This window comes from Scandinavium sp. (assembly GCF_051650185.1).
Lineage (GTDB): Bacteria > Pseudomonadota > Gammaproteobacteria > Enterobacterales > Enterobacteriaceae > Scandinavium.
The window spans coordinates 75,807-95,127 of record NZ_JBOFIN010000146.1 but is presented as its reverse complement, the minus strand read 5'-3'; the positions used below and the strand labels follow the sequence as shown (position 1 = coordinate 95,127).

The 19,321-nt window shown below is 55.9% G+C and carries 13 protein-coding genes; 8 read left to right on the top strand and 5 right to left on the bottom strand.

The genetic code is table 11. The features are described 5' to 3' along the window. Position 1: 1 nt before the first annotated feature. The 5 genes from bcsZ (at position 2) to ACRCWW_RS20475 (ending at position 9,802) form a co-directional block, all read left to right on the top strand. The gene (gene bcsZ / locus ACRCWW_RS20495; RefSeq protein ID WP_438684043.1) at positions 2 to 1,111 is read left to right on the top strand and encodes a cellulose synthase complex periplasmic endoglucanase BcsZ; all 1,110 of its coding nucleotides are present in this window, start codon (positions 2 to 4) and stop codon (positions 1,109 to 1,111) included. Continuing rightward, positions 1,093 to 4,410: a cellulose synthase complex outer membrane protein BcsC gene (bcsC, locus tag ACRCWW_RS20490; RefSeq protein WP_438684042.1), complete on the top strand. Its 3,318-nt coding sequence runs from the start codon at positions 1,093 to 1,095 to the stop codon at positions 4,408 to 4,410. Before bcsZ ends, bcsC begins: the two co-directional genes overlap by 19 nt. A gap of 152 nt (positions 4,411 to 4,562) precedes the next feature. Continuing rightward, entirely contained in the window at positions 4,563 to 6,569 is a 2,007-nt protein-coding gene (gene hmsP, locus ACRCWW_RS20485; RefSeq protein WP_438684041.1) for a biofilm formation regulator HmsP, read from the top strand. A gap of 144 nt (positions 6,570 to 6,713) precedes the next feature. Next, entirely contained in the window at positions 6,714 to 8,000 is a 1,287-nt protein-coding gene (locus tag ACRCWW_RS20480) for a dicarboxylate/amino acid:cation symporter (protein ID WP_438684040.1), read from the top strand. Positions 8,001 to 8,311: 311 nt separating this feature from the next. Beyond that, positions 8,312 to 9,802: a M16 family metallopeptidase gene (locus ACRCWW_RS20475; protein ID WP_438684039.1), complete on the top strand. Its 1,491-nt coding sequence runs from the start codon at positions 8,312 to 8,314 to the stop codon at positions 9,800 to 9,802. A 147-nt stretch (positions 9,803 to 9,949) separates the two neighbouring features. Here ACRCWW_RS20475 and ACRCWW_RS20470 read toward each other — a convergent pair whose 3' ends face one another. Then, positions 9,950 to 10,879, bottom strand: coding sequence for a sugar kinase (locus ACRCWW_RS20470; RefSeq protein WP_438684038.1), 930 nt, complete (start codon positions 10,877 to 10,879; stop codon positions 9,950 to 9,952). Positions 10,880 to 11,117: 238 nt separating this feature from the next. On the opposite strand from ACRCWW_RS20470, the gene pdeH reads away from it, so the two are divergent. After that, on the top strand, positions 11,118 to 11,891 hold the full coding sequence (gene pdeH, locus ACRCWW_RS20465; RefSeq protein ID WP_438684037.1) for a cyclic-guanylate-specific phosphodiesterase: 774 nt from the start codon (positions 11,118 to 11,120) through the stop codon (positions 11,889 to 11,891). A gap of 67 nt (positions 11,892 to 11,958) precedes the next feature. After that, complete coding sequence (locus tag ACRCWW_RS20460) at positions 11,959 to 14,001, top strand: AsmA family protein (protein ID WP_438684036.1); 2,043 nt, start codon at positions 11,959 to 11,961, stop codon at positions 13,999 to 14,001. A gap of 174 nt (positions 14,002 to 14,175) precedes the next feature. Here ACRCWW_RS20460 and ACRCWW_RS20455 read toward each other — a convergent pair whose 3' ends face one another. The 3 genes from ACRCWW_RS20455 to ACRCWW_RS20445 form a co-directional block, all read right to left on the bottom strand. Further along, the gene (locus ACRCWW_RS20455; RefSeq protein ID WP_438684035.1) at positions 14,176 to 15,498 is read right to left on the bottom strand and encodes an MFS transporter; all 1,323 of its coding nucleotides are present in this window, start codon (positions 15,496 to 15,498) and stop codon (positions 14,176 to 14,178) included. Between the two features lie 261 nt (positions 15,499 to 15,759). Next, positions 15,760 to 16,725 carry an inner membrane protein YhjD gene (yhjD, locus tag ACRCWW_RS20450; protein WP_438684115.1) on the bottom strand — a complete coding sequence of 322 codons (966 nt, stop codon included), beginning with the start codon at positions 16,723 to 16,725 and terminating at the stop codon, positions 15,760 to 15,762. Between the two features lie 144 nt (positions 16,726 to 16,869). Next, the gene (locus tag ACRCWW_RS20445) at positions 16,870 to 17,769 is read right to left on the bottom strand and encodes a LysR family transcriptional regulator (protein ID WP_404656670.1); all 900 of its coding nucleotides are present in this window, start codon (positions 17,767 to 17,769) and stop codon (positions 16,870 to 16,872) included. Positions 17,770 to 17,887: 118 nt separating this feature from the next. Here ACRCWW_RS20445 and ACRCWW_RS20440 point away from each other — a divergent pair, with 118 nt between their 5' ends. Beyond that, complete coding sequence (locus tag ACRCWW_RS20440; RefSeq protein WP_438684034.1) at positions 17,888 to 18,646, top strand: SDR family NAD(P)-dependent oxidoreductase; 759 nt, start codon at positions 17,888 to 17,890, stop codon at positions 18,644 to 18,646. A gap of 105 nt (positions 18,647 to 18,751) precedes the next feature. Here ACRCWW_RS20440 and ACRCWW_RS20435 read toward each other — a convergent pair whose 3' ends face one another. Then, positions 18,752 to 19,282 (bottom strand): GNAT family N-acetyltransferase, encoded by a 531-nt coding sequence (locus ACRCWW_RS20435; RefSeq protein WP_438684033.1) that lies wholly within the window; start codon positions 19,280 to 19,282, stop codon positions 18,752 to 18,754. Positions 19,283 to 19,321: the final 39 nt, after the last annotated feature.

Sequence of the window (19,321 nt, the reverse complement as noted above, 5' to 3'; positions counted from 1 at the left end):
GATGATGAACCGCCCGGGCCAGTCTCTACTGGCACTGCTGATGCTTTTCACGTTGCAGGCCTCTGCGGCCTGCAACTGGCCTGCGTGGGAGCAGTTTAAAAAGGACTATATCAGCGACGGTGGGCGAGTGATTGACCCCAGCGACGCAAGAAAAATCACCACCTCCGAAGGACAGAGCTATGCGCTGTTCTTCGCCTTAGCCGCTAACGATCGCCCGGCGTTTTCGTCGCTCTTCAACTGGACGCAAAACAACCTCGCGGAAGGCAACCTGAAAGCGCATCTCCCGGCCTGGCTGTGGGGCAAAAAAGAGGACGGTAGCTGGAGCGTTATCGACAGTAACTCCGCCTCGGATGCCGATATCTGGATTGCCTGGTCGCTGCTGGAAGCGGGGCGGTTATGGAATCAGCCGCAGTACAGCGAAGCGGGCAAAGCGTTGCTCTCTCGTATCGCCAGTGAAGAAGTCGTTAAGGTGCCGGGCCTCGGCTCGATGTTGCTACCGGGGAAAGTGGGCTTTGTCGACGAGGCAGGCTGGCGGTTTAATCCCAGCTATTTGCCTCCTCAACTCGCCGCTTACTTCGCCCGTTTTGGTGAGCCGTGGAAAGCCTTACAGGCGACGAATTTACGCTTGCTGCTGGAGACTGCGCCGAAAGGCTACTCGCCAAACTGGGTGCGCTTTGACAAGAAAAAAGGCTGGCAGTTAAAGCAGGATAAATCTTTGCTCGGCAGCTACGACGCCATTCGCGTGTATCTGTGGACTGGGATGATGAACGATGCCGATCCGCAGAAAGCCCGGTTGCTGAACAAGTTTAAAGCCATGGCGGCGCAAACCGCGAAAGCCGGTGTGGTGCCTGAAAAAATCGATATCGCTACGGGCAACATTGACGGCGATGGGCCGGTAGGGTTTTCTGCTTCGCTGCTGCCTTTCCTGCAAAATCGCGATGCTCAGGCGGTACAACGCCAGCGCGTGGCAGACCATTTTCCGGGCAATGGCGCCTATTACAGCTATGTTCTGACCCTGTTCGGGCAAGGATGGGATCAACACCGTTTTCGGTTCACTGCTCGCGGTGAACTTCTACCTGACTGGGGCCAGGAATGCGTACCTTCTCACTAAGTTTACTCAGCCTCTCGCTCGGCATTGCGCTCATGCCTCTTGCGCATGCCGCGTCGTCGGCACAGCAACAACTCCTCGACCAGGTTCGACTGGGCGAATCGACCAAACGTGAAGATCTGGTGCGCCAGTCGCTCTATCGCCTGGAGCTTATTGCGCCTGACGACCCGCAGGTGATTGCCGCTCGTATGCGCTATCTGCTGCGGCAGGGCGACAACGCCGGAGCTCAGAAACAGCTTGAACGCCTGAAGGCTTTAGCGCCGGATTCCGACACCCTCAAAGCCTCGCAGAGCGAGCTGCAACTGTCGAGCGGCGAGGGGCGTCAGGCCTTGCAGCAGGCGCGTTTGCAGGTCACGACCGGGCATATTCCTGAAGGGATTGCGCTCTACGACAAACTGTTCAACGGCGTGCCGCCTGATGGCGATCTTGCGGTGGAATACTGGAGCGCGGTGGCACGTCTGCCTGCTCGCCATAACGAAGCCGTCAACAAACTGAAAGCCATTAACGCGACGTCGCCGGGCAACACCCAATTACAGACAACGCTTGCGAAAATGCTGTTTGCCGATAACCGCAGTCAGGAAGGCTACGCGGTGCTGGAGCAGATGGCTCGCTCTGACGCAGGCCGCGGGACGGCGGCAGACATTTGGTATGGCCAGGTTAAGAACCAACCGCCCAGCGATAACAGCGTGAAAGCGTTGCAGCGTTTCCTGACGCTTTTCACCACCGGTGATCTGGCGGATGAAGCTCGCAGCAAACTGGCTGAACAGCAAAAGCAACTGGCCGATCCGGTGTTCCACGCCAAAGCCGAACAGCAGGCCAAAGCTGCGGAAGTGGCGAAGGTGGAAGCCAGCAAACCGCAGACCTGGCAAATAGTCTGGCCGCTTATCCGTAAGGGCGATGCGGCGCTGAAGACTAATAATCTCGATCAGGCGCAGCGCTTCTATCAGCAGGCGCAACGCGTGGACAACAGCAACAGCTACGCCGTGCTTGGCCTGGGTGATGTGGCCCTGGCTCGCAAAGACACGGCGGCCGCAGAACGTTATTACCAGCAGGCTTTGCGCCTGGATCGCACGAACAGCAACGCCGTGCGCGGGCTCGCAAATATTTACCGGGCAGAGTCACCTGAGAAGGCGACGGCGTTTATCAACGGGCTCTCTGCCAGCCAAAGACGCAGTATCGATGATATTGAACGCAGCCTGACCGACGATCGTCTGTCACAGCAAGCCGAAGCCCTGGAAAATCAGGGGCGCTGGGCGCAAGCGGCTGAACTTCAGCGCCGCAGGCTGGCGATGGATCCTGAAAGCGTGTGGGTGACTTATCGTCTGGCGAAAGACTTAAACAGCGCCGGGCAGCGCGGTGAAGCCGATAATCTGATGATGGATCTGGCGCGCAAAAAGTCCGGCGATCCGGATCAGGTATACGCCTACAGCCTTTATCTTTCGGGGAACAATCAGGATCTGGCGGCGCTGTCACACCTCAACACCCTGCCGAAAAGCCAATGGAATGCCAATATTCAGGAGCTTTCAGACCGTCTTGAGTCTGACCAGCTCCTGCAAAAAGCCAGGCTGCTGCGTGATAACCGCCATGAAGACCAGGCCATTGCTCTGCTGAAACAGCAGCCACCGTCGGCGCGTTTTGATTTAACGCTGGCAGACTGGGCGCAGCAGCGCGGTGATACCCCTGCGGCAATCGCAGCCTACAACTCGGCTCTGGCGAAAGAAGCGGACAACGACGATGCACGCTTAGGTCTGGCAGAAGTGTATGTGGCTGACGGCAATGATGCCGCCGCTCGTGAACAACTGGCGAAAATCAAAGCCCCTGCGGCGGGGGAAACGCCTTCACTCGGCACTCAACGCCGCATCGCGCTGGTGGATGCAAGCCTGGGCGACACGGCAAAAGCCCAACAGATTTTCAGCTCCATCGTGCCACAGGCAAAAGCACAGCCCGCATCGATGGATAGCGCGCTGGTTTTGCGTGATAACTCGCGTTTTCAGGTCCAAAACGGCGACCCGCAAGCCGCGCTGGAAGGCTATAAAGATGCGATGGTGGCAGCCGGTATCACGCCGGTTCGCCCGCAGGATAACGATACCTTTACCCGTCTGACGCGTAATGATCCGAAAGATGACTGGCTCAAACGAGGCGTGCGCAGCGATGCAGCCGATCTTTACCGTCAGCAGGATGTGAACGTTACCCTCGAACATAACTACTGGGGCTCAAGCGGCACCGGTGGCTATTCCGATCTTAAAGCTCACACCACCATGTTCCAGGTGGATGCGCCGCTGGCGGATGGCCGCATGTTCTTCCGTAGCGATTACGTGAACATGAACGAGGGCAGTTTCTCCACGGATGAAAACGGCGGGTATTCACCGAAATGGGGCACCTGCGCCGATATCACCTGTTTTGGCGGCGATAAGAGCCAAAGCGGCAAAGGGGCGAGCGTTGCCGTGGGCTGGCGTAACGCGACCTGGGATATGGACATTGGCACCACGCCGATGGGCTTTGACGTTGTGGATGTCGTCGGCGGCCTGAGTTACAGCAACAGCATCGGTTCGCTGGGCTATACGCTCGAAGGGCATCGCCGCCCAATTTCCAGCTCTTTGCTGGCATTCGGCGGGCAAAAAGATACCAACACCGGCACCACCTGGGGCGGCGTACGGGCCAACGGGGGCGGCGTGAGCCTCAGTTATGACAAAGGGGATGCGAACGGCGTCTGGGCTTCATTAAGCGCCGATACGCTGACCGGTCAGAATGTGGAAGATAACTGGCGCGCCCGCTGGATGGCCGGGTATTACTACAAGGTCATCAATGAGAACGATCGCCGGGTAACGGTCGGCCTCAACAACATGATCTGGCACTACGACAAAGATCTCAGCGGCTACACCCTTGGGCAGGGCGGTTATTACAGCCCGCAGCAATATTTGTCGTTTGCGGTGCCGGTGAACTGGCGTCAGCGTACCGAGAACTGGTCATGGGAACTGGGCGGGTCGGTATCGTGGTCGCATTCGAAAACAGATAACCAGGCGCGCTACCCGTTGCCGAACCTGCTTCCGGCAGACTTCCGCAATGAAGGCAGTCAGATTATTGATGATGGCAGTAGCAGTTCGGGCTTCGGTTATACCGCGCACGCGTTGATTGAGCGTCGTTTGACCTCAAACTGGTTTATCGGCGCGGCTATCGACATTCAGCAGGCGAAGGATTACACCCCGAGCCATGCGTTGCTGTATGTGCGTTATTCTGCCGCAGGCTGGCAGGGCGATATGGACTTGCCGCCGCAGCCGCTGATCCCTTACGCTGACTGGTAACAGATTCGCCCGAAAACTGCTTTCTCCCGTCACGATATACTCTCAGTTAGCGTATAATGTGCCGAAAATCACTTAATGCCGGGTTGAACTGTGCTAACCCGGCCTTAACGTGATCCGCCGAAGGGCGTGGTTTTACTCTGGGGAGAGTTCCTTTGCGCGTCAGCCGCTCACTCACAATTAAACAAATGGCCATGGTGGCGGCAGTGACCATGGTGTTTGTGTTCGTCTTTTGTTCCATTTTGTTCTTCCATTTTGTTCAGCAGAACCGCTACATGACGGCGACGCAGCTCGAAAGCATCGCCCGTTCCGTGCGGGAACCGCTTTCTTCCGCCATTTTGAAAGGCGATATTCCGGAAGCCGAAACCATTCTGGGGCGCATTCAGCCTGCGGGCATTGTCAGCCGTGCGGATGTGGTGTTGCCCAATCAGTTTCAGGCGTTAGGCATGCGCTTTATTGAAGAGCGCCCGGTGCCGGTCTGGATCACCCGCACGTTTGAACTTCCCGTGCAGATTTCGCTGCCGGTTTACTCCCTGGAACGCCCGGCAAACCCGCAGCCATTGGCTTATCTGGTGCTGCAATCGGATTCTTATCGAACCTATAAGTTTGTCATGAGCGCCCTTGCGACGTTGGTGACTGCTTACTTACTTCTGGTGTTAATGCTGACCGTTGGATTAACGTGGTGCATTAACCGTCTGATTGTGCGGCCTCTGCGCACCCTTGCTCGCGAACTGAACGATGTGTCTCCGCAGGAACGCGTCGGGCACCAGTTGGTGCTGCCGCGCCTGCATCATGACGATGAAATCGGCATGATGGTGCGCAGCTACAACCGTAACCAGCAAATTATGTTGCGCCAGCATGAAGAGCTGAGCAGCCATTCCACACGTTTTCCGGTGACTGACCTGCCTAACAAAGCTTTTCTGCTGGCTTTACTGGAACAAACCGTCGCGCATCAGAAGACCACTGCATTGATGGTGGTGGCCTGTGAAACGCTGCAGGACACTGCAGGTGTGCTGAAAGAGAACCAGCGTGAAATGCTGCTGCTGACGCTGGTTGAGAAGCTCAAATCGGTGATTTCACCGCGTATGGTGCTGGCGCAAATCAGCGGTTATGACTTTGCTATCCTGGCTCACGGGGTGAAAGAGCCGTGGCATGCCATTACATTAAGTCAGCAAGTACTCACTCTCATTAATGAGCGTTTGCCGCTTCAGGGCATTCAGCTGCGCCCCAGTGCGAGCATCGGGATTGCGATGTTCCATGGCGATTTATCCGCAGAACAGCTCTATCGTCGCGCTTGCTCGGCGGCTTTTACCGCTCGTCGTAAGGGCAAAAACCAGATTGAGTTCTTCGATCCGGAGCAGATGGAAAAAGCGCAACAACGCCTGACCGAAGAGAGTGACATCCTTTCCGCGCTCGATAACCAGCAGTTCGCCATCTGGCTTCAGCCGCAGGTGGATATTGCCAGCGGCAAAGTGTGCAGCGCCGAAGTGCTGTTACGTTTACGCCAGCCGGACGGGAGCTGGGAGCTGCCGCCCGATCTTATCGAGCGGATTGAAACCTGCGGCCTGATGGTCACGGTGGGTTACTGGGTGCTGGAAGAAGCCTGCCGTCAGCTCGCGGCGTGGCAGAGTCGGGGCATCATGCTGCCGCTGTCCGTTAACCTTTCGGCGTTGCAGCTCCTGCATCACGACATGGTGGCGGACGTGCTCGAACTACTGAACCGCTACAGGATTGCACGCGGTACGCTGGTGCTGGAAGTGACCGAAAGCCGACGTATCGACGACCCGAAAGCCGCCGTGGCAATCTTGCGCCCGCTGCGTAATGCGGGGGTACAAATCGCGCTCGACGACTTCGGCATGGGCTATGCCGGTTTGCGTCAGCTTCAGCATATGAAATCGCTGCCGGTCGATATTCTCAAAATCGACAAGATCTTCGTTGAATCGCTGCCCAATGACACCAGCATGGTGTCGGCCATCATTCAACTGGCGCGCAGCCTGAACCTGAGCATTGTGGCGGAAGGCGTTGAAACACAAGCCCAATTCGACTGGCTGAAAACGGCAGGGGTGGATATCGCCCAGGGCTTCCTGTTCGATCGTGCGGTTGCCCCGGAAACCTTCGAGAGCCACTATCTCGAGTCCCTTGATGAAAATGAAAGCGCGTAATTGTTGCGCGCTTTTACGAGTCAGCTCTAAATTTTTAACATTAGTCAGCCATTTTGTTTCTGTGTTGTATGCCGGATGTTATTTTAAAGCCGCAGGCGAATAAAAACCCTATTCAGCCTGTGGTTTTATATTTAAGGACATCCTATGAAAACCTCTCTGTTCAAAAGCCTTTACTTCCAGGTCCTGACGGCTATCGCTATCGGTATTTTGCTCGGCCACTACTACCCGGAACTCGGTGCTCAAATGAAGCCGCTTGGCGATGCCTTCGTTAAGCTCATCAAAATGGTTATCGCTCCCGTCATCTTCTGTACCGTGGTGACCGGTATTGCCGGAATGGAGAGCATGAAAGCCGTTGGCCGCACCGGTGCGGTGGCGCTGCTCTACTTTGAAGTGGTCAGTACGCTGGCGCTGATTATCGGTCTGGTGATTGTGAACCTGGTGCAGCCAGGGGCAGGCATGAACGTCGACCCGGCAACCCTTGATGCGCATGCGGTGGCGGTGTATGCCGATCAGGCGAAAGATCAGGGCGTGGTCGCCTTCCTGTTGGATGTCATCCCTTCCAGCGTGATAGGCGCGTTTGCCAGCGGTAATATTTTGCAGGTGCTGATGTTCGCTGTGCTGTTTGGTTTTGCGCTGCACCGTCTGGGCAGCAAAGGCCAGCTGATTTTCAACGTGATTGAGAGCTTCTCTCAGGTCATTTTCGGCATTATCAACATGATCATGCGTCTGGCCCCGATTGGTGCATTCGGCGCGATGGCGTTTACCATCGGGAAATACGGTGTCGGTACGCTGGTGCAGCTCGGGCAGCTCATCATCTGCTTCTACATCACCTGTATTTTGTTCGTGGTGGTGGTGCTCGGGTCGATTGCGCGAGCGACGGGCTTTAGCATTTTCAAATTCATCCGTTATATCCGAGAAGAGCTGCTGATTGTTCTGGGGACGTCATCTTCTGAATCTGCGCTGCCGCGTATGCTCGATAAGATGGAAAAGCTGGGCTGTCGGAAATCGGTGGTGGGGTTAGTCATTCCGACAGGTTACTCGTTTAACCTCGACGGCACCTCGATTTACCTGACCATGGCGGCGGTGTTTATCGCTCAGGCGACCAACAGCCATATGGATATTTTCCATCAGATAACGCTGCTGGTGGTGTTGCTGCTTTCCTCGAAAGGGGCGGCGGGCGTGACGGGCAGTGGCTTTATCGTGCTCGCGGCGACTATCTCAGCGGTCGGTCATTTACCGGTAGCGGGTCTGGCGCTGATTTTGGGCATTGACCGCTTTATGTCTGAAGCCCGTGCGCTGACCAACCTTGTTGGTAACGGTGTGGCGACCATCGTGGTGGCAAAATGGGTAAAAGAGCTGGACACCAAACAGCTCGACGATACGCTCAATAACCGTACTCCGGCTGAGAAAACGCAACAAATTTCCTCATAATCCCGCGACTTATCACATCTATCTGCCCGTAGTCCCTTGATGGACTACGGGCTCCTGCGCATAATTGACCATATTTTTCGTGGAACGTGTGACTTTTCATCTTTCGCACGGTCTATACCCTAAATAATTCGAGTTGCAGGTAGATGGCAAGGGAGTGAATCCCCAGGAGCTTACTTGAGTAAGTGACTGGGGTGAGGGAGTGCAGCCAGCGCCCCTGCAGCTTGAAGTATGACGGGTATAACCACGTATTTAACTCATCATAATGATCATGAGTTGTCATTTTAACCAGGATTGTTGATTCAGGGGTTCACATGCAGGGCACAAAAATTCGACTCGTAGCGGGCGGGATGCTGATGATGGCGACCGCGGGCTATGTGCAAGCAGAAGCGCTCCAGCCAGACCCGGCATGGCAACAGGGAACACTGGCGAACGGACTTCAGTGGCAGGTGTTAGCCACGCCGCAGCGCCCAAGCGATCGTGTTGAAATCCGCCTTCAGGTCAACATCGGTTCCCTGAGTGAGAGCACTCAGCAGACTGGCTATAGCCACTTTATTCCCCGGCTGGCGCTCTCGCAGAGCGGCAGCTTAGAGACCATGCAGGCACGTTCTTTATGGCAGCAGGGCATTGATCCTCAGCATCCGATGCCTCCGGCGATCGTTTCTTACGACTACACCTTGTTCAGCCTGAGCCTGCCGAATAACCGCAATGATTTACTCAAAGAAGCGCTGACTTACCTCGCCGATGCGGGCGGTAAGCTGAACATCACCCCGGAAGCCGTGAATCACGCGCTCAGCGGCGAAGACATGGTGGTGACATGGCCTCAGGATCCGAAAGAAGGCTGGTGGCGCTATCGCCTGAAGGGCTCAACGATGCTGGGCCACGATCCGGCCGAACCGCTCAAACAGCCTGTTGACGCCGCGCAGCTGAAAAGCTTCTACCACAAATGGTACACGCCGGATGCGATGACGCTGATTGTGGTCGGTAACGTCGACAGCCGCAGCGTAGGCGAGCAAATCAACAAAATCTTTGGCGAGTTAAAAGGCAAACGCGAAACACCTGCCGCCGTGCCAACGCTGGCTCCGCTGTCACCGCAGCCGGTCAGCATCATGACCGACGCGGTGCCGCAAGACCGCCTGTCTATCATGTGGGACACGCCATGGACGCCAATCCGCGAATCCGCTGCGCTTCAGCGTTACTGGCGTGCGGATCTCGCTCGTGAAGCCCTGTTCTGGCATGTGCAGCAGAATCTCAGCAAAAACAACGTGAAAGACATCGGCCTGGGCTTTGATTGCCGCGTGCTTTATCTGCGTGCGCAATGTGCGATCAACGTCGATTCACCGAACGAGAAGCTCAATAACAACCTCGGTTTGGTGGCGCGCGAGCTGGCAAAAGTGCGTGAAAATGGCCTGACGCAGGAAGAGTTCAACGCGCTGATTGCGCAGAAAAATCTCGAGTTGCAGAAGCTGTTTGCGACCTACGCCCGCACCAATACGGATTTGCTGATCAGTCAGCGCATGCGCTCCCTGCAAAATCAGGTGGTGGATATTGCGCCGGAGCAGTATCAGAAAGTGCGTCAGGATTTCCTGAATTCGTTGACGGTTGAAAGCCTGAATCAGGACCTGCGTCAGCAGCTGTCACAAGAGATGGCGCTGATCCTCCAGCAGCCGAAAGGCGAGCCGGAATACAACATGAAGGATTTGCAGGAAACGTGGGACAAACTGATGGTGCAACCGGCAGCCGCTGCCCCTGCAGCGAATGACGATGCGCATCAGGATGTGACGGATATTCCGCCGGGGCAGTAAGGACAGGTACGCGCTGTTCCCCCTCTCCCCGACCCTCTCCCCATGGGAGAGGGAGAAAATCAAAGACCGCGCCGATCGGTTCCCTCTCCCTGGGGAGAGGGTTAGGGAGAGGGTGTCAGCCGGACGTTGCCTTCACCCTCACACTCTTCACTCAGGCATCGCATCCCGAGGAATAATCGCCCCGCGATACTGAATCACAGTGCTGGCAGTCAGGTGCCCACGCTCGGCAGCCGCTTTCGTGTCGCCACCCGTCAGACGAACCGCCAGATACCCCGCGCTGAAGGAATCTCCCGCCGCTGTCGTATCCACGACTTTCTCTTTTGGCAGTTTCACCGCAGGCACATCCACAACGGCTTCGCCCGCCAGCGACACCAGGCAGGAGTCTGCTCCGCGCTTCACCACCACTTCATTCACGCCAGCCGCGTGGGTGCGGGCAATCACTTCGTCCACCGGTTTTTCGCCCCACAGCGCGTCTTCGTCATCCAGCGTCAGGAAGGCGATATCTGTGCATGCCAGCATCTGCTGATAGACCTGCTGCGTCTCTTCGCGGCTGGCCCACAGGCGCGGGCGATAGTTGTTGTCGAAAATGACTTTGCCGCCGTTTGCCCGGCATTCGTGCAGTAGTGAGAAGAGTTTTTCACGGCTGGCAGGGCTTAAAATCGCCAGGCTGATACCGCTCAGGTAGAGGTAGTCATACGTTGCCAGCTCTTCGCAGATAGCCGCGGACTCCTCGCTTTCCAGCCAGAATTTTGCGGCCGCTTCGTTGCGCCAGTAGTAGAAAGTGCGCTCACCTGTATCGTCGGTTTCGATGTAATACAGGCCCGGCATGCGGTTGGCCATGCGTTGAATCAGGCGGGTGTCGACGTTCTCATTCTGCCAGGCGTCCAGCATCTGCTGGCTGAAACTGTCCGTGCCCAGCGCAGTAATGTAGCTGACCTGGAGGCTGCTTTGTGCCACCTGACGGGCGATGTACACGGAGGTGTTCAGCGTATCGCCGCCAAAACCGCGATTCACCAGCGAACCCTTCTCTGAAAGCTCAATCATGCATTCGCCAATGACGGCAATTTTCTTGGACATAGTCTCCAGGCCTTATCGAAATCGGAAAAAATAAGCGCTAGTTTGCGCTGTGGCTGTAAGGGGGTCAACTATATTAAAACAACGTTCCATTATTTTTTTGAGCTGGCGCGTATCTTGCTCAGAAACTTCCCGCACAGATTCGCAAAATGCCGCGAGTTGAACATAAAGTTCTCACCCTCAGCGCCGATAACCCAATGACGAGTTCCGAGAGATTCCCCCTATTAACAGGACAGCTGAGATGAAGTTAAAGCAGGTTATCCAGCGGCTAAGCCTTCCCGATGCAGGCATTGAAAGCCTTCAGGAGCGACGCTATTGGCTGGAGTGTGAGCGTGCTTATACTTACCAGCCCATCTACAAAATCGATGGTCGCCTGATGGCGGTTGAAGTGCTGACGGTCGTGACGCACCCGGAGCATCCGGGCCAGCGCATTGCCCCGGATCGCTACTTTGCAGAAGTGGCCGTGCGCCAGCGTATCGACATCGTCAAAGAGCAACTGGCGGTGTTGACCGCAAAGCAGGATTTTTTCACCCACAACGGCATCCTGGCGTCGGTCAATGTGGACGGCCCAACGCTGCTGGCGATGCGTCAGGACTTGTCGCTGATCGCGCAAATCGAAAACACGCCGTGGCTGCGTTTCGAACTGGTGGAACACATTCGCCTGCCGCAGGACTCGTCGTTCGCCACCATTTGCGAGTTTGGCCCACTGTGGCTGGATGACTTCGGTACCGGAATGGCTAACTTTTCGGCGCTCAGCGAAGTGCGTTATGACTACATCAAAGTCGCTCGCGACCTGTTTATCATGCTGCGCAAAACCCCGGAAGGGCGCAATTTATTCGAGCTGCTTATCCAACTGATGAACCGTTATTGCCAGGGCGTGATTGTGGAAGGGATTGAAACGCTGGAAGAGTGGCGTGACGTTCAGCAATCCCCTGCTCATGCAGCTCAGGGCTACTTCTTATCCCGTCCGGTGCCGATTGCCACCCTTGAAGAAGTGATGCTTAATCTGGCCTGATCTGCCGTTTTTCTGTCAGCCTCAACTATATTCATGAAAGGCGAGGCAAAACAGGAGTGCTCTCGGTATGTCAAAAACCACCAAAACGATAGCCATCATTTTTGCGACGTTCGTGCTGCTCATCGTCCTGCTTATCATCATTATCGCGACCTTTGACTGGAACCGTCTGAAGCCAACCATTAACCAGAAAGTGTCTGCGGAGCTCAACCGTCCGTTCGCGATCCGGGGTGATTTGGGGATTGTCTGGGAGCGTCAGCCAACGGAAACCGGCTGGCGAAGCTGGGTGCCGTGGCCGCATGTGCATGCCGACGACATTATTCTTGGCAACCCGCCGGACATTCCCGAAATCACCATGGTGCATTTACCGCGTGTAGAAGCGACGCTCGCGCCATTGTCTTTGCTGACTAAAACGGTGTACCTGCCTTGGATCAAGCTTGTCCAGCCCGACGCGCGCATCATTCGCCTGTCGGAAAAAACCAACAACTGGACATTCAGGCTGGCCTCTGACACCGGTAATCAGAAAGACGCGCAGCCCTCTTCATGGTCATTCCGTCTGGACAATATTCTCTTCGATCGTGGCCGTATCAAAGTCGATGACAAAGTGACGAAGGCTGACATTGAGATCTTCGTCGATCCGCTGGGTAAACCGCTACCGTTCAGCGAAGTGACGGGCGATAAAGGCAAAAACAGTGGCCCGAAACCGGGTGACTACGTCTTTGGCCTGAAGGCCGACGGGCGCTACAACGGTCAGCCACTCACCGGCACCGGCAAGATTGGCGGCATGCTGGCGCTCCGCAGCGAAGGCACGCCTTTCCCGGTGCAGGCAGATTTCCATTCCGGCAATACGCGCGTGGCGTTTAGCGGCACAGTGAATGACCCGATGAAAATGGGCGGTGTTGATTTGCGCCTCAAGTTCTCGGGCGACTCGCTCGGACAGCTTTACGATCTCACGGGCATTGTGCTGCCAGACACGCCGCCGTTTGAAACGGACGGCCATCTGGTGGCGAAAATCGATACCGATAAAGGCTCGGTCTTTGACTATCGAGACTTCAATGGGCGCATTGGCGACAGCGATATTCACGGCACGCTGAAATACAGCATGAGCAAGCCCCGGCCGAAGCTGGAAGGGGATATGGAGTCGAAACAGCTGCGGCTGGCGGATTTAGGCCCACTGATTGGCGTCGATTCTGGCAAAGGCACCAAATCTGCTGAAGTGAAAAAGGATGCCCAGCCTGCCGGCAAAGTGCTGCCCTACGATCGCTTTGAGACCGATAAATGGGACGTGATGGACGCCGACGTGCGCTTTAAAGGGCAGCATATCGAGCATGGCAGCACGCTGCCGCTGAGTAATCTCTCAACGCACGTGATCCTGGAGCGCGGCGACCTGCGCCTGCAACCGCTGAAGTTCGGCATGGCGAACGGCACCATCAGCGCCACCATCCACCTGGCGGGCAACAAAAAACCGATGCAGGGCGAGGCCAATATTCAGGCCAGGCGGCTGCGGCTGAAAGAGCTGATGCCAAATGTTGAGCTGATGCAGAAAACGTTGGGTGAAATGAATGGCGATGCTCAATTGCGTGGGACGGGCAACTCGGTCGCCGCGCTGTTAGGCTCAAGCGACGGTAATCTCAAGCTGCTGATGAATGACGGCGTGGTAAGCCGCAACCTGATGGAAATCCTCGGCCTGAACGTCGGCAACTTTATCGTCGGGCAAATCTTTGGCGATGACGAAGTGCGGGTGAACTGCGCGGCGGCCAACGTTGATATCCGCAACGGCGTTGCCCGGCCACAAATTCTGGCGTTCGATACCGAGAATGCGCTGGTTAACGTGACGGGAACGGCGAGCTTTGCCTCGGAGCAGCTGGATTTGACGATTGATCCGGAGAGCAAAGGCATTCGTATTATTACCCTGCGTTCTCCTCTTTACGTTCGCGGCACGTTCAAAAATCCGGATTACGGCGTGAAGCCTGGCCCACTGATTGTGCGTGGCGCGGTGGCGGCAGCGCTGGCGACACTGGTAACACCAGCCGCAGCGCTGCTGGCACTGATTTCACCGTCAGAGGGGGATGCCAATCAGTGCCATGTGATTTTGTCGCAGATGAAACGGTAGGCGGTTTTTCCCCTCTCCCTAACCCTCTCCCAAAGGGAGAGGGGACAGGCAGGTGCGGTCTTTGATTTTCTCCCTCTCCCTTGAGGGAGAGGGGAAAGGCAGGTACGGTCTTTGATTTTCCCCCTCTCCCTTGAGGGAGAGGGCCGGGGAGAGGGGGGGCAGACAGCTCAAATCTCACAAAGACTGATGCTTCGTCTCATGCGTCAACACCAACGCAATCAGCGTCAGTGCCGCCATCGAGGCCAGGTAGTAACCCACATACGCCAGACCATACGTCCCGGTCAGCCATGCCGCGATATACGGTGCCACGGATGCCCCGAGAATCGACGACACGTTATAAGAGAACGAGGCACCGGTGTAGCGAACTTCTGTCGGGAACAGCTCTGGCAGCAGTGCGCCCATCGGGCCGAAGGTCAGGCCCATCAGGCTCAGGCCCAGCAGCAGGTACGCCATAATCAGAGCAGGATTGCCTGATCCCAGCAGCGGCTGGAACACAAACAGGCCAAACAGGATGATCAGCGTGGTGATGGTGATCATGCTCTTACGACGGCCAAAACGGTCAGCCAGCAGGCCTGCAATGGGCACCATCACCCCGAAGCCAATCACCGCCATCATCAGCATCCACAGCACTTCATTACGCGGCAAACCCAGACCGTGTGGCACGGCAGCGGTGCTGTATGTCATTGAGTACACGGTCATGATGTAGAACAGCGTGTAAGTGGCCAGCATGATGAAGGTGCCCAGAATGGTCACACGCAGATGCTTGCTGAGCAGCGTGCCCATCGGCACTTTGACCTGTTTTTTCGCTGCCGCGACTTTGGCGAAGACCGGCGTTTCATGCAGAGAAACACGCACGTACAGGCCGATAATGACCAGCACGGCAGAGAAGATAAACGGCACGCGCCAGCCCCAGCTCATGAACTGCTCGTCGGTAAGCAGCCACGAGAGCAGCAGGAAGGTACCGTTGGCAAAGAAGAAGCCAATCGGTGCGCCGAGCTGCGGGAATGAACCGTACAGCGCGCGTTTTTTCGCCGGAGCATTTTCTGTCGCCAGCAGCGCCGCGCCACCCCATTCACCGCCCAGACCGAGACCCTGGCCAAAGCGCGCCAGCGCCAGTAACAGCGGAGCCAGAATGCCGATAGTTTCATAGCCCGGCAGCAGGCCAATCACCACGGTGGAAATGCCCATGGTCAGCAGGGAAGCCACCAACGTGACCTTGCGGCCAACGCGATCGCCGAAGTGACCAAACAGCGCAGAACCAATGGGGCGCGCGACAAACGCGATGGCGAAAGTCGCCAGCGATTGCAGCGTGGCAGCAGCAGGATCGCCCTGCGGGAAAAAGATGTGCGGGAAGACGATAACCGCGGCGGTGGCGTAAATATAGAAATCGAAAAACTCGATGGCGGTGCCAATCAGCGAGGCGACGATGACCTTATTACGTGAGTTTGCCGGAGCGGCATCCTGAGGCGTATCAAGTGTTGTGGTGGCAGTTTGCATAGCATTTTCTTATTTTTTGGCGAACGAAGGGCCATATTACGCACAGCAAAAGCCCTATTTCAATGTGTAACAAAGGCGCGGCTTGGGTGAAAAAAAGACAAAAAGTGGATAATTTTCAGGCCGGGAAATTCGCAACCATGAAATGCTTCACATAAATGAATAATTAGCAGATAAAACCAGTTTTTGGTTAAAGAAAAGTTACCATCTGGATTTATCTGCTAAGGATGTGCGCCGGGCTGAGATTTCTCCCCGGCGAGAGGATTAGCGGTGCGTTTTGCCCGGCATTCTCGGGTCGTCTTTGTACTCTGCGGTGGCTATCCACGCCGCGCAGAACAGGGTCAGGCGCGCGAAGAAGTAGAAGAAAGCCATCAGGCCGAGTACGGAGCCGAACGCTGCGCCTGAGGGGGATTTCACCAGGGCAGGCAGCGTCCAGGTCATGATGATTTTGATCACTTCAAAACCAATTGCCGCGATAAAGGTGCCGCGGATTAACGCCTTTTTACGTGGGCGATGGCGAGGCAGACGCCAGAAAATCCAGAAGAACAGCAGGTAGTTGGCGAAAATGGAAATCGCCAGACCAATCACTCGCCACGCGGGTTTTAACCACTCGACAGAATCCAGATACAGCGCGGAAATGATCATCTGCTGCGCGGAGCCCGCAACCGACGTAATGGATAGCGTGACAATCAAGGCAACCAGCAGGCCAATCAGCGAGACAAGATCGCGGAAATACTTAACCCAAATTTTCTCCTGATCCTGCGGCGTGCGCTCCCAGACGTCACGAGACTGCGCCCGAATGGCTTCGCGCAAATTCCCCATCCAGTTGATGCCGGAATAAAGCGCGACCAGCAACCCGACAATTCCGACGGTGGTACGCTGCTGAACGGCGGTGTTGATGGTGCTTTTCAGCGTGGCCGCAAGCGTCGGGTCACTGACATTAATCAGGATCTTGTCGAAAATATCCTGCAACAGCGTGGGGTGTGAGGCCAGAATGAAGCCCCCGGCGGCAAAGGAAACCATCAGAATGGGGATCATCGACAGGAAAGAGAAGTAGGTAATTGCCGCACCAAACTGATTACCTAGCCTGTCGTTGAAACGTTCCGCCGCGCGGAGCAAATGCGCGATAATCGGCTGGCGCTGCACCTTCTGCGCGGTGCCTGTGGCTTTGGTCAGCGCGCCTGTCGCACGCTGTTTAATTCCCGAAGTGGCTTTCTCCCCGGTCTCCATTTTCCTGACGGGATCGTAGTCCAGATCCTGAGTAGGGCGTTTTGCGTCGTTATCCGGCGTCATCAGGGTGCTATTCCTTATATTTACAACATAACGGAAATTATAGCCGATGAGGCGTCGAAAACTGACAAAACCTCAGGACAATCAATCTACATAGCTTTTTAAAATTTCCGTTAACCACTCCATAAACAGATGAACGCGGCGGGAAAGATTGCGGCGATGCGGATAAATCAGCGAGACCGGCATCGGTTCTGCGCGATACTGCGGCAGGATTTCGACCAGTTTTCCGCTGCGCAACGCTTCCTTCACTCCCACGCGCGGCACCTGAATAATCCCCAGTCCGGCAAGGCAAGCGGCGTGATAAGTTTCGGTGCTGTTGACCGTCAGCACCCCTCCGGTTTTCAGCCAGTGGGTCTGGTTATCCATGCTCAGCTCAAACCCCTGTGGGCGAACGCCAAGATTCACGGCGTAATGAATCAGCGCATGACTGGCGAGATCGTCGAGCGTTTCCGGGTAGCCAAAACGCTCCAGATAATCCGGGCTGGCGCAGTTCACCACTGTCAGTTTACCGACCGGACGAGCCACTAAGCCGGAATCTTTCAGCGTGCCAACGCGCACCACGCAGTCGAAACCTTCGCGAATCACATCGACCAGCCGATCGCTGCTGCTCAGCTCCAGTTCAATGCCGGGATACTGCTGAAGAAACGCAGGCAGCTTAGGGATGACTAAATTTCGGGCAACGCCGACAGGCATATCCACCCGCAGGCGGCCGCTGATGCTGGTGGGATCGTGGAGAAACATGCCGTCCAGCTCATCGAGATTGCTGAGCAAATCCTTCGCTCGTTCGTAATAGACCATCCCGTCCTGAGTCAGCTGAACCCGGCGGGTCGTGCGATGCAAAAGGCGCGCGCCCAGCAGATTTTCCAGCGCCTGGATCTGGCGCGATACGCTACCTTTAGGAAGGCCCAGCGTGTCGGCGGCGCGGGAAAAACTCTCCAGTTCCGCCACGCGAAGGAACAATTGCATTGCGTGAATTTTATCCATAGCTAACGCCTTTTGTTGTTCTCATTGAAACAATGAAACGTAATTTGCACTCTTTATTGATTTTATAGCAGCTAATAAGCTCTTTCTCACTGTTCACAGACCGGAAACGAGGTGGGTTATGTCTCAACGTATTGCTGTAATCACTGGCGGCAGCCGTGGCCTGGGTAAAAACGCGGCGCTGAAGCTGGCGGCGAAAGGAATTCATATTCTGCTGACTTACAACAGCAACCAGCAGGAAGCGCAAAAAGTTGTGCACGAAATTGAGCAACTTGGCGTGAAAGCCGTGGCATTGCAGTTGAATGTCGGGGAAGTCTCAGGCTTCGAGCGATTCGCAACAGAAGTGCAGCAACAGCTGAAACATGTCTGGCAGCGTGACACATTTGATTATTTAGTGAACAACGCCGGAATTGGTTTGTACGGCGCATTTTCCGAGACCACGGAAGCCGTTTTTGACGAGCTGATGAACATCCACTTCAAAGGCCCGTTTTTCCTCACTCAGCGCCTGCTGCCGCTGATTCAGGACGGCGGGCGCATCCTGAATGTCTCTTCCGGTCTGGCGCGTTTTGCTCTGCCAGGGTTCGCGGCTTATGCCTCGATGAAAGGCGCAATGGAAGTCCTGACGCGCTATCAGGCCAAAGAGCTGGGGGCGCGCAACATTTCGGTGAATATCATTGCCCCGGGCGCGATTGAAACTGACTTTGGCGGCGGGCAAGTGCGCGATAACGCTGAGATGAATAAGCATATTGCGGCACAGACGGCGTTGGGTCGCGTGGGCCTGCCGGACGATATCGGCAATGCGATTGCGGCGCTGCTGAGTGATGAACTCGGCTGGATGAATGCGCAGCGCGTTGAGGTTTCAGGCGGGATGTTCCTGTAATCTTTTTGTGTGTGCCGGGTGGCGAGTGCCGGGTGGCGGCTACGCCTTACCCGGCCTACCAAACCCCGGGAGAGTAGGCCGGGCAAACAACGTGCCGCCCGGCAATCAGCGCTGAAACTCGCTGCGCAGCAACCCCAACAACCAGTCATTATGCCACTGCCCACCGAGCTGATAGCTTTCTCTCAACTCGCCTTCCAGCACAAAACCTGTTTTTTCCAGCAGGCGGCGTGATGCCTGATTTCCCACCGTCACGGTTGCCGACAAACGCCTGATCTTCCCCTCAGTGAAGGCGAAATCACACACCGCCTGAAGCGACTCAAAACCATACCCTTTTCCCTGAGCCGCGGGCGTGAAAAGAAATCCAACCTCGGCTATCTCATCATCCCGCTGGATAAATCCCGTCAGCCCCAGCGGCTGGTTACTTTGCTTTTCGCGAACCACCAGACAAAGCCAGTGAGCCGCTCCCGGTGCCCAGGCGGCAAGCCGTGGTTCGAACGCTTCACGGATATCGGTTTCGCTGAGTTCATCCATCACAAAGCGCATCACCGCAGGGTTCTGGTACAACGACAAAAAGAACGGCCAGTCCGCTTCGCACAACGTTGTGCAGGTCAGGCGCGGGGTCGTGAGAATTATCATCGTAATTACTCCGGGTAATTTTGTCGGTTTATAGACGGA

Coding starts and splice junctions, on each gene's coding strand:
- ACRCWW_RS20475 (WP_438684039.1), top strand. CDS start 8,312: ATGCAGGGCACAAAAATTCGACTCGTAGCGGGCGGGATGCTGATGATG.
- pdeH (WP_438684037.1), top strand. CDS start 11,118: ATGAAGTTAAAGCAGGTTATCCAGCGGCTAAGCCTTCCCGATGCAGGC.
- ACRCWW_RS20480 (WP_438684040.1), top strand. CDS start 6,714: ATGAAAACCTCTCTGTTCAAAAGCCTTTACTTCCAGGTCCTGACGGCT.
- ACRCWW_RS20460 (WP_438684036.1), top strand. CDS start 11,959: ATGTCAAAAACCACCAAAACGATAGCCATCATTTTTGCGACGTTCGTG.
- bcsC (WP_438684042.1), top strand. CDS start 1,093: ATGCGTACCTTCTCACTAAGTTTACTCAGCCTCTCGCTCGGCATTGCG.
- ACRCWW_RS20470 (WP_438684038.1), bottom strand. CDS start 10,879: ATGTCCAAGAAAATTGCCGTCATTGGCGAATGCATGATTGAGCTTTCA.
- ACRCWW_RS20440 (WP_438684034.1), top strand. CDS start 17,888: ATGTCTCAACGTATTGCTGTAATCACTGGCGGCAGCCGTGGCCTGGGT.
- ACRCWW_RS20445 (WP_404656670.1), bottom strand. CDS start 17,769: ATGGATAAAATTCACGCAATGCAATTGTTCCTTCGCGTGGCGGAACTG.
- bcsZ (WP_438684043.1), top strand. CDS start 2: ATGATGAACCGCCCGGGCCAGTCTCTACTGGCACTGCTGATGCTTTTC.
- yhjD (WP_438684115.1), bottom strand. CDS start 16,725: ATGGAGACCGGGGAGAAAGCCACTTCGGGAATTAAACAGCGTGCGACA.
- ACRCWW_RS20435 (WP_438684033.1), bottom strand. CDS start 19,282: ATGATAATTCTCACGACCCCGCGCCTGACCTGCACAACGTTGTGCGAA.
- ACRCWW_RS20455 (WP_438684035.1), bottom strand. CDS start 15,498: ATGCAAACTGCCACCACAACACTTGATACGCCTCAGGATGCCGCTCCG.